The organism is Nonomuraea sp. NPDC049725 (genome assembly GCF_040674795.1).
GTDB classification, from domain to species: Bacteria; Actinomycetota; Actinomycetes; order Streptosporangiales; family Streptosporangiaceae; genus Nonomuraea; species Nonomuraea ceibae.
In genome coordinates this window covers 32,538-45,579 of the sequence record NZ_JBFANJ010000008.1, presented here as the reverse complement: position 1 = coordinate 45,579, position 13,042 = coordinate 32,538, and the positions used below count along the sequence as shown (strand labels likewise).

Below are 13,042 nucleotides of genomic sequence, written 5' to 3'. Positions count from 1 at the left end.
CGACGAACTGCTGCGCGGCGATCCTGGCCGGTCGCGGCGACGGCAGCCTGAAGGCGAGGTCAACGCCCGGCGAACGTCAAGGGGGCGACGGCGCCGCGCGAGCCGGTCCCGGGGGTCAGGCGCTCACCGCGATGTCGTCGGCGGTGACGGCCGCGCGCGGCGGCCGCCCGGACAGGTAGCGTTCGAGCTCGTCGAGCGCGCTCTCGCTCATCCGCCGGGTCTCGGACCCGAGGGACCCGGCGACGTGCGGGGTGATCATGACGTTGGGCAGGTCGTACAGGGGTGAATCGGCCGGCAGCGGCTCCGGCTCGGTGACGTCGAGGATCGCGTGGAGCCGTCCGGAGCCGCACTCGCGCTCCAGGGCGGCGGTGTCGAGGACGGAGCCGCGGGCGGTGTTGATGACCGTCGCGCCGTCCCGGAGCAGGGCCAGCTCCGCCGCGCCGATCAGGTGGCGGGTGGCCGGCAGCGCGGGGACGTGCAGGGTGAGCACGTCGCCGGCGCGCAGCAGCTCGGGCAGCGGGACCAGCCGGCCGCCCGCGGCCGCCACCTCGCCGGCGTCCGCGTACGGGTCGGCCACCAGCACGTCGACCTCCAGGCCGCACAGCCGCTCGGCGACCCGGCGGCCGGTGCGCGAGAAGCCGACGATGCCGACCGTGCGCTCGCGGTTGGACAGCTCGCCGCGCCGCTCCAGATAGGACCAGTCGTCGCGGTGCCTGCGCGCGTCCTGGGCGAGGAACGGGGCCTTCTTGCCCGCGAAGATGACCGCCGCGAGCGTGAACTCGGCGACCGCGATCGCGTTCACGTCGGCGGCGTTGGTGACGAGGATGCCGCGCCGCCACACCTCGTCGGTGACGAACGAGCGCACCGTGCCGGCGCAGTGGAAGACCGCGCGCAGCTCGGGGGCGTCGGCCAGCACCTCGGCGGTCAGCGGCGGGCAGCCCCACGAGGTGATCAGCACCTCCGTCCGGCGCAGCAGGCCGCGCACCCGCTCGTCGCCGAAACCGGTGACCGGGAGCGGCTCGGCGACCTCGGCGAGGGCGCGCAACCGGCGTAACTGCGGCTCCTGGAACTGCACACGGAAGTGCGCGGGGTCCATGACCAGCAGGGCCCGTGGCCGTCGTCCTTCTGTCACTCGAGTCCCTTCGGCATCCGAGGGCAAGCGCTTACCGGGGTGGTGTCCGATCATGTCCATCGGGAAGCCCACTCTTCCACATAACCGATCAAAGCGGTCAGCCCCCTGATTACACTGCTCCACTCATGAACGCATCCCGGACCCGCAAGGCGCTGGCGGTCGCCGTAGCGCTGCTGGTGCTCGTCGCCGTGAGCGGCTACCTGGTCATGAACGCGCGGACGTTCCAGCTGGCCGGACGCCTGGTGGACCGGGTCGAGACGGGCGAGAAGGTCGTGGCGCTGACGTTCGACGACGGGCCCGACGAGCACACCCAGGAGATCATCGACGTGCTCGCCGCCGAGAAGGCACGCGCCACGTTCTTCGTCGTCGGGTCGCAGCTGCGCGCGTGGCCGCAGCACGGGAAGGCGCTCGTCGCGGCCGGGTACCAGCTCGGCAACCACACGTTCACGCACCGGCGGATGGTCTTCGTGCCGCCCTCCACGGTCGAGGCGGAGATCGAGCCGACCGACGCGCTCATCCGGCAGGCGGGGGAGCGGGGCGACATCCCGTTCCGGCCGCCGACCGGCAAGAAGCTGCTCACGCTGCCGCTCTACCTGGCCGGGCACGACCGCGTCACCGTCATGTGGGACGTGGAGCCCGACTCCGGCGCCACCCCCGCCGCCGCCGAGATCGTCGCCCTGGTCCGCGAGCAGGTCAGGCCGGGCTCGATCATCCTGCTCCACCCCTGGTACGGGAGCGGGCGCGAGACCCGCGCGGCCATCGCCGGCGTGGTGAGAGGGCTGCGCGCCGACGGCTACCGGTTCGTCACGGTCGCCGAACTGCTCGCCGATCCCCGGTGACGCGGCCGGTTTGACGCTTTCGGGCACCATGGAAGGGTGAGCGAGAGCGCGAGAAGGTCGCTGGCGGAGCTGGTCGGCGACGGCGGGGTGGTGGTGCTCAGCGGGGCGGGCCTGTCCACCGAGTCCGGCATCCCCGACTACCGGGGCCCGACGGGCCGCGCCCGCAAGGCCGACCCGATGACCTACCAGCAGTTCGTCGGCAGCGAGGCGGCCCGCCGCCGCTACTGGGCGCGCAGCCACGTCGGCTGGCGGCAGATCGAGGCCGCCCGCCCCAACGACGGCCACCGGGCGGTCGCCGAGCTCGAACGGCGCGGCCTGGTCGCGGGCGTCGTCACCCAGAACGTCGACGGCCTGCACCAGGCCGCCGGCGCCCGCCGGGTGATCGAGCTGCACGGCGGCCTGGACCGGGTGGTCTGCCTGTCGTGCCGCGAACGCACCCCGCGTCTCGACCTCGACGCCCGCCTGCGCGCGGCCAACCCCGGCTGGGACGCCGAGGGCCGCATCAACCCCGACGGCGACGCCGAGCTGACCGCCGAGCAGGAGCAGAGCTTCCGCCTGGTGCCCTGCCTGGCCTGCGGCGGCGTCCTCAAGCCCGACGTGATCTTCTTCGGCGAGAACGTGCCCCGGGTCCGCGTGGACGAGTGCTCGGCCCTCGTGGCCGCCGCCCGCGCCCTGCTCGTGCTCGGCTCGTCCCTGAAGGTGCGCTCGGGCCTGCGCTTCGTCACCAAGGCCGCGGAGCTCGGCATCCCCATCGCCATCGTCAATCAGGGCCCGACCGGCGGCGACGCCGACGCCCTGCTCACCCTCGACGCCCCGCTCGGCCCCACGCTCACCGACCTGACCGGCAGGCTCGTCCCGGCACAATAGGGGGATGGGATGTCACTGCGGGCTGGCCGCCCCCTACCGCGACTGCTGCGGACGCCTCCACCGGGGGGAGGGCGCGGCGCCCACGGCGGAGTCGCTGATGCGGTCGCGGTTCAGCGCGTTCGCCGTGGGTGACGAGGGCTACCTGCTGCGCACCTGGCATCCGGCGACCCGGCCGGCCGGCGTGGGGCTCGACCGGCGGGTGCGGTGGACCGGGCTGGAGATCCTGGAGACCACCGGCGGGAGCGTCGTGCACACCGAGGGCACCGTGCGGTTCCGGGCCCACTACCGGGAGCGGGGCCGGGCGGGCGCGATGGAGGAGCACAGCAGGTTCGTCCGGGTGGACGGCCGGTGGGTGTACGAGGGCGCGCTCGACAGCCGGTGACCGATCAGGCGAACAGCGCCTGGATCTGCGCCACGACCTCGACGATGGCCGTCACCTCGGCGGCCCGCACCGAGAGCCGCCGCAGCGCGTCGAGGACACGGCCCCGGTCCGGCTCCGCCTCCGCCAGCTCCTGCCGGACGTCGGCGGCGTCACGGCGCGCCCGGGCGGGCTCGGCCAGCTCCGCCTCGTGCTCGGCCAGCAGCCGGTCGAGCCGGTCCAGCAGCAGGCTCGCCTCGCCCGAGCCGCCGTGGTTGACGGTGGCGCGGGCGTTCGGGCCCACCGCGATCGGGCCGTTGACCGTGCCCCCGTCGATGCGGATGCCGTACTGGTCTGCCATGACCGCCTCTCAGCCCTGGGTGTGGTGGTGGGACGACGCCGACGCCCGCGTGCCCATCGCGATCGGGCCGTTGACGACGCTGTCGCGCACCGACATGTTCATCATGACGTTGGCCGCCTGCATCCGGTACGTGCCGGTCTCGATCTCCTTGTCCTCCAGGTAGTCGAGCACGGCCTCGGTGAGCCGGTGCTCGATCAGCTTGACGTACTTGGCGGTGTCGAGCAGCTGGAGGTAGGTCTGCATCCCGTGGCTCGCGCCGAGCTCGCGCACGCTGAGCCGGGCCCCGTACGGGTAGACGACGTGCCGGGACGGATCGAGCGTGACGAACTGCTGGCGGACGGCCCGTACGGCGGTGCGCGTCAGCCGCACGGGCGCGGCCAGGACGTCGCGCAGCAGGAGCAGCTTCAGCGCCCGCACCGACTCCCACGCGATCCGCCATCCCGGCATGTCCGGCAGCCGGTCGACCACGTGGTACGCCTCCTTGGCCGGCGGCAGCGCGGTCACCACGAACTGGGTGTAGAGCATGCGACCCTCGACCGCCAGATAGATGAACGCCGAGGTGACGGCCTCCTGGTCCTCCGCCGGGGCGACCAGGCGGCCCGCCGTGTCGCGGATCTCCTGGCCCTCGTGCGCGATCGTGACGCGCTGGTAGTAGCGGACGCCGCCCTGCGGGTGGCGGCTGATGGCGGCGATCTCCTCGGGCGTGGCGTGGTGGCGGGGCCGCCCGTCCTGGCCGATCAGCGGGTGGGCGCCCGGCCAGTCGGTGACCCTGTAGATGCCGCGGGCCACCACGTGGTCGCCGATGTCGAGCCGCCGGATGCCCTCGTTGGGGCGCAGCACCTGGTCGCGCATCTCGGTGAGCCGGGCGCGGACGAAGGCGTGCAGCTCGGCCGGGTCGATGTCGACGGGCCGCTCGCGGCGCTCGGTGCCCCGGCCGGTCTCGCCGACGGTGCGCACCCGGTCCAGCTCGACGGCGATGGACCAGCTCCGTTCGATGCCGCCGGCGCCCATGAACGCGTCCTCGTTGGCGTACATGGTGACGTTGCCCGTCTGGGCGCGGGCGACGTAGGCGAGGCGGTCGGCGGTCCCGGGCTGGTCCGGGCCGGGCTCGGGCGGGGGAGCGCCGGGCTTGAGCGTGCCGGCGAGCGTCGTGTAGACGATGATCCGGTAGAGGACCGCGACGCCGAGCGTGGCCAGCGGCACCAGGAGCTGGCCGGCGTTCTGGAGGAACGCGTACACGAGCACCGAGCCGGCCGTCACGAAGGTGCCGAAGCCCGTGGCGGCCAGCAGCAGCGCGTAGACGAAGAACAGGATCACGTAGCCGCCGAAGGCCCAGAACCACAGCAGCCCGCGCACCAGCATCGGCCCGCGCCGCACCCGTTCCAGCGTGAGCAGCACGAGCGGCAACAGGAACGACAGCCAGCTGATGACGCTCGTCGGCGTCACCACGAGCCCGAGGAGCAGGATGGCGGTGATCAGCCCGTCGCGGACGACGAGCAGGGAGCGGGAGCGGCGCGCGTGATGGATGATCGGCAGCAGGTCGCATCCCCCATAGGACGGCGGAACCGCCCTGAAAGGGTCGTCAAGCAATTCGTTCAGCACTTTGTCCCGGAAATCGCTGTCCAGGTACGCGCCGCCGCACAGGTAGCGGGTGGTGTTGCTCATCCGGGGGGCGCTCATCGCCGTGGGGGGTGTGAGCTGGGGTTCCGCCGGGGCGTGGCTCAGGTCCATGGGGCTCTCCCTGTGAATGTACGAGCGCGAGGACCATATAGGTGGACAGCCCTTTCCCGGATGGGTTGTTATCGAATAGTCGCGCACCGAAACACCGAATCCCGCTTTATGGCGATAAATCCCCCTTAAGGGGTTAAGTTGCGTCACACGCTTATTCCAGGGTGAAACTTTCACGGCCGGTTGACGCTAGGAAAGCGCTTACCTACATTGAGGCTGTCGCGCATACGTATGCCATTCAGATATGTGAACGAGTACTCGCTGGGGGACAGGAGGGCGGGCCGGACCTGGCCCGCCCGAGGCCGGCAAGGAGCTCAGCATGCGACAGATCAGCAACGGCAGGACGAGCGCCGCCACGGCGGCGGCACTGGCGGCGGCGCTGGCGGTGGCCGGGACGGCGGTGGTGGCCATCGCCGCCACCTCGGCGGCGGCAGCGGCGCCCGCGCCCGGCGCGTACACCGTCGTCAACAACGGCAGCGGCCTGTGCCTGACCGTGCCCGGCGGCAGCTCGTCCGACGGCGTCCAGCTCACGCAGACCGGCTGCGGCGGCGCGGCCCAGACCTGGAACCTCGTCGCCGACGGCGGCGGCTTCCAGCTCAAATCCGCCCACAGCGGCAGGTGCGCCGGCGTCGAGGACGCCAGTACCTCCGCGGGCAAGGCCGTCCAGCAGGAGAGCTGCACGGGCGCGGCCTCCCAGCGGTGGAACGTCACCGAGGCCGGCACCGCCTACCGGATCGTCAACGCCAACGGCGGCAAGTGCCTCAACATCAGGGACAACTCGACCGCCTCCGGCGCGCTCGTGCAGACCAACTCGTGCGACTCGGTGGCGACCAAGCAGTGGCGGCTCGTCCCCGCAGGCTCCACCCCGACGGACCCGCCGACGGACCCGCCGACCGACCCGCCCACCGATCCGCCGGGCAACGCGGACGGGCTGGTCGGCTGGGCCACCCAGGGCGGCGGCACCACGGGCGGCGGCGGCGCCTCGCCCGTCACCGTCTCCAGCGCCTCCGCGCTGGCCAGTGCCCTGTCGGGGACGAACGCGGCGGTGGTCCGGGTGTCCGGCACCATCTCCTGCTCCGGCATGATCCGCGTCGGCTCCAACAAGTCGCTGCTGGGCAACTCCGGCGCGACGATCAGCGGCTGCGGGCTCAACGTCTCCGAGGCGTCCAACGTCGTCATCCGCAACCTGAACTTCCGCGGCTGGGGCGACGACGCGATCAACGTCCAGTACTCGACCCGGGTGTGGATCGACCACAACTCCTTCAGCGACGGCTACGACGGCGCCGTGGACGTCAAACGGGCCAGCGACTACGTCACGATCTCCTGGAACCGCGTCTTCGACCACGACAAGTCGATGCTGCTCGGCCACAGCGACGGCAACGGCTCCGAGGACAGCGGGCGCCTGCGGGTGACGTACCACCACAACTGGTTCGACGGCAGCAACCAGCGGCACCCGCGCGTGCGCTTCGGCAACCCGGTGCACGTCTACAACAACCTGTACTCGAACGTCGGCGGCTACGGCGTGGCCTCCACCGAGGGCGCCGGAGTGCTGGTCGAGGGCAACTACTTCGAGAACACCGAGGACCCGTTCCACCTCGGTGAGGGCAGCTCCGGCCCGGGCAGCCTGGTCGCCAGGAACAATCACTTCGTCAACTCCGGCACGGGCCAGACCGGCGGCAGCGTCCGTTCCGTCCCGTACGCGTACACGCTCGACCCGGCCTCCAGCGTCAAGTCCATCGTGAGCGCGGGCGCCGGGGCGGGCAGGATCTCCGTCTGACCGGATCTTCCGCACCGGACACGTAGCGCGGCGCCCGCCACGGGCGCCGCGCTGCGGCTGTTCACGGGCCGCACGGCGCGGGGGCCAGCCCGATGCCGAACGTCAGCACGAGCCGGCCGGGCGGCGCGTGCCCGCCGGGAAGTGCGAACAGCACGAGCACCATCCCCTCCGGCAGCCGCCCGCCGAGCCCGTCGCACAGCTCCCGGAGCTCGCGGATCGCCCCGCCCAGCATCGGACGGCCGCCGTCGGCGTCGAGGACGAGCCATCCCAGCGGGAGGACAGGCCACGCGGGCCTGGCCCCGGAGCAGGACGAGCCCTGGGCGGCCTCCAGGGTGTGGCCGCCCAGGCCGGGGAAGTAGCCGAGCCCCGCCGCGTCACCCCGGCACGGCCGGGGCGCCGGCGGCTCGGCGCGCTGCCGCAGCACGCCGAGCGTGGTGAGGACGAGCGAGAACCCGCCGATGATCCCGGCCGCCTCGGCGGTGGCGGCCAGGCCGCGCAGGGTGATCGTGGCGGTCAGGTAGACGAGCGCGCCGGCGGCCAGGAGCGTGGTGACGATCTTCCTCACGCGGGTGCTTCTCCCGTTGTCCGGCATGGGACGGTGCCTCGGCTTCTCTTGGTCGGGCCGCTCGTCAGAGCTCGTTGTTCTCCGTTCTGACGAACGTGTGCCGGAGTCCGCCGAGGCCGTCCAGTCACGATTGGGCAACGTTGAAAATTGAACGACCGGTATTTCCGCTATTTCGTTATTTATTGGCGGCAGGAATTCACCGTCCGCGTCAACCGGCCGCGCACGTCACGGACGGCGGCGTGTTCGCGCCCGTCCACGAGGCGACGAAACCGAACGTCGCCGACCCGCCGCGCGGGATCGCGCCGTTCCAGGACGCGTTCCGCACCGTCACGGCCGCGCCGTCGGCGCTCGGCTCGCCGTTCCAGAGCTGGCTGATGCGCTGCCCGTCGGCGAACGTCCAGCGCACCGTCCACCCGTTCAGCGCCGTGACGCCCGTGTTCGAGACGGTGACCTCGCCCTGGAAGCCGCCCTGCCACTGGCCCGCGTTCCGGAACACGGCCGAGCAGCCCGCGGGCGGGAACGTGGACGTCACCGTCGGGGTCGCGGTCGGGCTCACGGTGGGGGTCGCGGTCGGGCTCACGGTCGGGGTCGCGGTGGGGCTCGCTGTCGGCGTGCCCGACAGCGCCTCCACCAGCGCCGGATACCACCGGTCGGCGATCTTCCGGTCGCCCGCCGCGTTCGGGTGCACCCCGTCGTAGGTGTCACCGGCGGTCCCGAAGCCCGTCCACTGGTCCACGACCACCACCGGCGACTGCGCCGTACTGGTCGCCGCCGCCCACGCCGGGATCGCGTCGTTGAGCGCCACCGCCCGCGCGCCGCACTCCGCGCAGGTCGCCGGCGCCATCGGGATGATCTGCGCGACGAGGATCCGCATGGCCGGATTGCTCGCCCGCATCTGCCCCACCAGCTTGGTGTAGGCGGCCAGGATCGTCGCCGTGGGCACGTTGCTCCACACGTCGTTGGTGCCGAAGTGCATGAGCACCACGTCCGGGGAGCTCGCGGCCAGCCAGCCCACGAGCTGGTTCTGGTTCGCCACCGTGGTCACCAGCGCGCCGCCGTGCCCCTCGTTGTCACCGTCGTACGGGACCCCGCACCCCTGGGCGGGTAGCGTGCCGACGAAGTCCACGTTCGTGTGCCCGGCCTCCTGCAACCTGTTCCACAGCAGCGCCCGCCAGCAGCCCGGCGACCCCGTGATCGAGTCGCCCAGCGGCATGACCCGCACGGGCGCCGCGCTCGCCGGCGTGGCCATCGCGAACACCGCCCCCGCGGTCAGCACCAGCATCGCCGCCATGCTCGCCAGCCAAGCCCGGGTCCCCGCCATCCGACCGCTCCCGTCCGTCGCCTGCGCAGATCGTAAGAAACCCCCCGCCCGTCCGGAACCCACCCCACCCCGGTCCCACCCCCGACCTGCACCGCCGCCCCCGAACACCCTGCAACTTTCACCAGCCCCCCGAAGCCAGCCCCCCGAAGCGAAGCCAGCCCGCCGAAGCCCGCCCCCGAAGCCCGCCCCCGAAACCCGCCCCCGAAGCCCGCCCCCGAAGCCCGCCCCCGAAGCCCGCCCGCTCCGGGAGGGGCCACCCTGGGCGAGGGACCGTCCGCCGGGGAAGTCGGTGACCCCTCCGGAAGGGGGGCCCTGGCGTCTCGGGTGGGGCAGCTCCCTCCGGAGGGGCAGCCCTGCGGGGTCAGCCCCCCAATGGGACAGCCCCCAATGGGACAGCCCCGCCTGGGGCCAGCCGCAGGGAGGGGCCTCCCGTTGCGGGGGTCCCGTGGTGGGAGGTCGTTGGCGGCCACTGAAGGGGCCAGCCCCTGAGGGCATCAGCCCCCTGAGAGCGGCGGGCCGTTGAGGGGCGGGCCTGTCAGGGTGGGGTGGTTCCTCTGGAGGGGTCAGTGCCGCCAGGTGCTGGGGGTGTTGAACGCCTCGCCGGGGACCGGAAGCCGTACGAGGACGGGGTGGAGGCTCAGGTCGTGAGCGGCGCCCCGTGGCGGAAGTCGCGAGGGGAGGCGCCGTACGCGCGCCGGAAGGCGCGGCTGAAGTCGGCGGCGTGCGAGAACCCCCACCGGGCGGCGATGCCGTGGATGGGGACGTGGCGCAGCGCCGGGTCGGCCAGGTCGCGGCGGGCGCGTTCGAGGCGCTGGGACCTGATCCAGGCGACGACCGTGGTGCCCTGCTCCTGGAAGAGGCGGTGCAGGTAGCTGACGGAGATGTGGTGGGCGGCGGCCAGCGCGCCGGGGGACAGGCCGGGCTCGCCGAGGCGCCGCAGGACGGACGCCTGGATGCGCAGGGTGAGCGCATGGCGGTGTGCGTGCGGGGCGGGCCCGCCGTCGCCTTCGAGCGTGGAGGCGAGCAGCGCCGACACGAGGTCGAGCAGCGCCATCCCGATGCGCGGCCGGTCGGCGGGCGTGCAGGAGGCGGCGGTGTCGGCGACGTTCGTGACGAAGTCGGCCAGGAGGGCGCCGAGCCCGTCGCGGGCCGGGATGCGGCGGCCGAGCACGCGGTCGACGTGCTCGTCCGGCAGCGGGATGAGCGCTTTGGGGATGGTGACGGCGGCGGTCTGGAAGGTGCCGGTCCCGGGAGCGGCCTCGAAGCGGGCCGTGGTGATGCGGGTGACGTCGTGCACGAGCAGGTCGCCGACGCCGGTGGTGAGCCGCCGGTCGTCCCAGGCGGCGTGCATCGTGCCGCGTAACGGGAGCAGGAGCTGGTAGGCGCCGTGGGCGGAGGAGTCGGCGACCCGCGTCAGCCGCAGGGGCGTGAACGCCTTCTTCTCCACCCGCAGCGCGCCCAGCTCGACCTCGCTGCCCACGGCCTCGAAGCCGGGGTCGCCGTCGGGCCTCCTGGTCAGCATTCCGTCGAGCACGTCGCCCCCCGATCAGGTCGCCTGCCGCTGTACTCCGTACGGTAGCCAATCGATCTTGATGTCGCGTTCGCCGCCGTCCCCCGGGTAGGAGGGGCGGGGTCGCGTTCCCCGCCGCCCCTCCGGGTAGGGGAGCGGGGTCGCGTTCGCCGCCGCCCGCGCCGGGTAGGGGAGCGGGCGAGACGAAGGGGGAGGCTTTCATGAGCGGCATCGGAGACTGGGTCAGGAAGGCCGAGAACCTGGCCAGGAAGCACTCCAAGCACGTCGACAAGGCGGTCGACAAGGCCGAGGAGATGGCCAAGAAGCGCACCGGGCACAAGTACGACGAGCAGATCGGCAGGGGCGTGGACGAGGTCCAGCGCCGCTACGGCGGGGGCGGGACGGCCGAGCCGCAGCGGCCGGCCAGGCCGGAGGACCGGCCCTAGACCTGCCCGGGGGCGTTCGCGGGGCGGCCCGGCGTGGTGACGGTCGCCGGCCCGATGCCGGCGACCTGCCGCGCCACCTCGCCCAGCAGCGCCAGCCCGGCCTCGTCGGCGGCGTCCGGCAGGGCGGCGATCACGTGCTCGATGCCCTGCTCGGCCAGCTCGCCGCACTGCTGCACGGTCTCGTCCACGCTCGCGTCGCCGGGCACGCGCAGGTGGAGGGTCTTCTCGATCTCCTCGTACGGCCTGCCCGCGCGTTCGCAGTGGGCGCGCAGCACGGCCAGCTTGTGCGGCACGTCCGCGCCGTACAGGAAGTTGCAGGCATCGGCGTACTCGGCGACGAGCCGCAGCGTCTTGCGCTCGCCGCTGCCCCCGATGAGGATGCGCGGCCGCGCCGCGGGTGCGTTGACCGGCCGCTCCAGCCGGTAGTGGCGTCCCTCGAACGGCTCCTGGTCACCGGCGAACATCCGGCGCGCGATCCGCAGCGTCTCCTCCAGCCGCTCGAACCGCTCGGCCACCGGCGGGAACGGCAGCCCGAGCCCGCGCGCCTCCTCTTCGAACCAGCCCGCGCCGATGCCGAGCACCGCCCGCCCGCCGGACAGCGCGTCCAGCGTGCTGACCTGCTTCACCAGGAATCCCGGCGCCCGGTACGGCGCCCCGGTGACGAGCGCGCCCAGCGTGACGCGGCGGGTCAGCGCGGCGGCGTAGGAGAGCGCGCCGTACGCCTCCAGCATCGGCTCGCCGACGCCGCCGAAGTTGGGGATCTGGAACAGGTGGTCCATCACCCACAGGCTGTGCAGTCCCGCCTCGTCCGCGCCGCGCGCCACGTCGGCGAACCGGCCGGCGATCGCGGAGTCACCGCCGGGCCAGGTGAAACGAGGGCAAGTCAGACCGAGTCTCATCGCGGGGTTCCTCCGATTCCGGGCATGAAAAAACCCTCCCACCTGGGTCCTGGACCCGAGGCCGAGAGGGCGTCGTCCTCCTATTCTCTCACGCCCCGCGTCGCACCTGGCCGGAGCCCGAATCCACGGTCGCGGGATACACATCGCACATGGTTCAATGTGTCGCACCAATGGACATATGCCGCATAGCGGTCGTCCCATCACTTGAGGAACACCTTGCACAAGATCGTCCCTGCCCTGGTCAGCCTCGTGCTGATCTCCGGGGCCGGCGCCTGCGGCGCCGCCGGACCGGCCCCGGCCGCCGCCCCCGAGAACACTCCCCCCGCGGTCAGCGCCACGCCGATCGTGATCGACGAGATGCCCGACGAGGAGCCCATCGCCACGGCGACCCCGGCCCGCGCCGGCAACCCCGTCACGGTGAAGGGCAAGGGCAACAAGAACACCAGGAAGTTCGAGCTGTACGGCGACTACGAGGTCAAGGTCACCTACTCCGGCAACTCCTCGCAGTACGGCCCGACGAACTTCATCATGTCCGTCGAGGCCGTCGGCGGCGCGCAGCCGGTGGACGGCTCGATCGCCAACGTCATCAAGAGCAAGGGCCGGATCGACACGAACATCTACGGCTTCGCCGGGGAGTACTACCTCGACGTCGACGCCGAGGGCGTGTGGCAGGCCGAGTTCACTCCCCAGTAGCGGCTCCCGCCCAGCCCGCGCCGCACCGCCTCCCGGGGCCGAGCACGTCGCCCGCCGACACGTAGGTGCCGACCGGGCCCTGGAGGACGATCTCCACCTCGCCGCCGAGCTCGCGCAGCACCGGCTCCAGCTCGGCCATCCTGATGTCGGCGACGAAGCCGAACGCGTCGGCGCACCTCGGTGGCGGGCTCGGCGGGCAGCGTCGGCGCGGCCCGGGTCCTGGCGACGAGGGCGCGGCGCTGGTAGCGGGCGTGCGGGGCGGCGTCGCGGATGTAGGGCAGCACGCTGGTGGGCCGCATCTGGTCGATGGTGCCGTAGATCAGCGTCACCAGCATGACGAGCGCGACCATGGTGAACACCGGCAGGAACACCGCCCCGAACGCCAGCGGGTTGTCCGGCCGGGCCGCGGCCGGCAGCAGGAACGTGTACAGCGACAGCCCGAGGAAGAAGCCGAACGTGACCTGGTTGCCGCGCCGCCGCAGGAACTGGTCGAAGACGATCGGCGTGTAGACGGAGGCGTTTCGGGCCACCTGGGTGAGCAGCTCG

Annotated in this window: 14 protein-coding genes; 6 read left to right on the top strand and 8 right to left on the bottom strand. The window is 72.7% G+C overall.

What is annotated here, in order from left to right:
* Nucleotides 1-115: 115 nt before the first annotated feature.
* Nucleotides 116-1,132, bottom strand: a complete 1,017-nt coding sequence (locus AB0J53_RS21635) for a hydroxyacid dehydrogenase (protein ID WP_364174929.1) — start codon at nt 1,130-1,132, stop codon at nt 116-118.
* A 125-nt stretch (nt 1,133-1,257) separates the two neighbouring features.
* Here AB0J53_RS21635 and AB0J53_RS21630 point away from each other — a divergent pair, with 125 nt between their 5' ends.
* Genes AB0J53_RS21630 through AB0J53_RS21620 form a run of 3 tightly spaced genes read left to right on the top strand, consistent with a single transcriptional unit; the run spans nt 1,258 to nt 3,220 of the window.
* On the top strand, nt 1,258-1,971 hold the full coding sequence (locus AB0J53_RS21630; protein WP_364174926.1) for a polysaccharide deacetylase family protein: 714 nt from the start codon (nt 1,258-1,260) through the stop codon (nt 1,969-1,971).
* Nucleotides 1,972-2,007: 36 nt separating this feature from the next.
* Complete coding sequence (locus AB0J53_RS21625; protein WP_364174923.1) at nt 2,008-2,838, top strand: NAD-dependent protein deacetylase; 831 nt, start codon at nt 2,008-2,010, stop codon at nt 2,836-2,838.
* Nucleotides 2,839-2,842: 4 nt separating this feature from the next.
* Nucleotides 2,843-3,220, top strand: coding sequence for a YchJ family metal-binding protein (locus AB0J53_RS21620; RefSeq protein ID WP_357591985.1), 378 nt, complete (start codon nt 2,843-2,845; stop codon nt 3,218-3,220).
* Nucleotides 3,221-3,224: 4 nt separating this feature from the next.
* On the opposite strand, the gene AB0J53_RS21615 is transcribed toward AB0J53_RS21620, so the two are convergent.
* Nucleotides 3,225-3,557 (bottom strand): hypothetical protein, encoded by a 333-nt coding sequence (locus tag AB0J53_RS21615; protein WP_364174919.1) that lies wholly within the window; start codon nt 3,555-3,557, stop codon nt 3,225-3,227.
* Between the two features lie 9 nt (nt 3,558-3,566).
* Entirely contained in the window at nt 3,567-5,288 is a 1,722-nt protein-coding gene (locus AB0J53_RS21610; RefSeq protein ID WP_364174916.1) for a hypothetical protein, read from the bottom strand.
* Nucleotides 5,289-5,604: 316 nt separating this feature from the next.
* On the opposite strand from AB0J53_RS21610, the gene AB0J53_RS21605 reads away from it, so the two are divergent.
* Nucleotides 5,605-7,062 (top strand): RICIN domain-containing protein, encoded by a 1,458-nt coding sequence (locus tag AB0J53_RS21605; protein WP_364174913.1) that lies wholly within the window; start codon nt 5,605-5,607, stop codon nt 7,060-7,062.
* A 61-nt stretch (nt 7,063-7,123) separates the two neighbouring features.
* Here AB0J53_RS21605 and AB0J53_RS21600 read toward each other — a convergent pair whose 3' ends face one another.
* From AB0J53_RS21600 to AB0J53_RS21590, 3 genes are all read right to left on the bottom strand, one after another.
* Nucleotides 7,124-7,627, bottom strand: a complete 504-nt coding sequence (locus AB0J53_RS21600; RefSeq protein WP_364174911.1) for a hypothetical protein — start codon at nt 7,625-7,627, stop codon at nt 7,124-7,126.
* Between the two features lie 208 nt (nt 7,628-7,835).
* A complete protein-coding gene (locus AB0J53_RS21595; protein WP_364174909.1) occupies nt 7,836-8,918 on the bottom strand; it encodes a cellulose binding domain-containing protein in 1,083 nt (360 codons plus the stop codon).
* Between the two features lie 667 nt (nt 8,919-9,585).
* A complete protein-coding gene (locus AB0J53_RS21590; protein ID WP_364174907.1) occupies nt 9,586-10,482 on the bottom strand; it encodes a helix-turn-helix domain-containing protein in 897 nt (298 codons plus the stop codon).
* A gap of 197 nt (nt 10,483-10,679) precedes the next feature.
* On the opposite strand from AB0J53_RS21590, the gene AB0J53_RS21585 reads away from it, so the two are divergent.
* Complete coding sequence (locus tag AB0J53_RS21585; RefSeq protein ID WP_219507999.1) at nt 10,680-10,904, top strand: antitoxin; 225 nt, start codon at nt 10,680-10,682, stop codon at nt 10,902-10,904.
* Here the strand turns inward: AB0J53_RS21585 and AB0J53_RS21580 are convergent.
* Nucleotides 10,901-11,803, bottom strand: coding sequence for an LLM class F420-dependent oxidoreductase (locus tag AB0J53_RS21580; protein ID WP_364174903.1), 903 nt, complete (start codon nt 11,801-11,803; stop codon nt 10,901-10,903). The genes AB0J53_RS21585 and AB0J53_RS21580 overlap by 4 nt on opposite strands.
* Before the next feature lie 216 nt (nt 11,804-12,019).
* Between AB0J53_RS21580 and AB0J53_RS21575 the strand changes: the two genes are divergently transcribed.
* On the top strand, nt 12,020-12,496 hold the full coding sequence (locus tag AB0J53_RS21575; protein ID WP_364174900.1) for a hypothetical protein: 477 nt from the start codon (nt 12,020-12,022) through the stop codon (nt 12,494-12,496).
* Here the strand turns inward: AB0J53_RS21575 and AB0J53_RS21570 are convergent.
* Nucleotides 12,442-13,026: a DUF2254 family protein gene (locus AB0J53_RS21570; protein WP_364174897.1), complete on the bottom strand. Its 585-nt coding sequence runs from the start codon at nt 13,024-13,026 to the stop codon at nt 12,442-12,444. The two genes, AB0J53_RS21575 and AB0J53_RS21570, sit on opposite strands and share 55 nt — an antisense overlap.
* Between the last annotated feature and the right edge of the window lie 16 nt (nt 13,027-13,042).

Coding starts and splice junctions, on each gene's coding strand:
- AB0J53_RS21630 (WP_364174926.1), top strand. CDS start 1,258: ATGAACGCATCCCGGACCCGCAAGGCGCTGGCGGTCGCCGTAGCGCTG.
- AB0J53_RS21620 (WP_357591985.1), top strand. CDS start 2,843: ATGGGATGTCACTGCGGGCTGGCCGCCCCCTACCGCGACTGCTGCGGA.
- AB0J53_RS21615 (WP_364174919.1), bottom strand. CDS start 3,557: ATGGCAGACCAGTACGGCATCCGCATCGACGGGGGCACGGTCAACGGC.
- AB0J53_RS21610 (WP_364174916.1), bottom strand. CDS start 5,288: ATGGACCTGAGCCACGCCCCGGCGGAACCCCAGCTCACACCCCCCACG.
- AB0J53_RS21605 (WP_364174913.1), top strand. CDS start 5,605: ATGCGACAGATCAGCAACGGCAGGACGAGCGCCGCCACGGCGGCGGCA.
- AB0J53_RS21595 (WP_364174909.1), bottom strand. CDS start 8,918: ATGGCGGCGATGCTGGTGCTGACCGCGGGGGCGGTGTTCGCGATGGCC.
- AB0J53_RS21585 (WP_219507999.1), top strand. CDS start 10,680: ATGAGCGGCATCGGAGACTGGGTCAGGAAGGCCGAGAACCTGGCCAGG.
- AB0J53_RS21580 (WP_364174903.1), bottom strand. CDS start 11,803: ATGAGACTCGGTCTGACTTGCCCTCGTTTCACCTGGCCCGGCGGTGAC.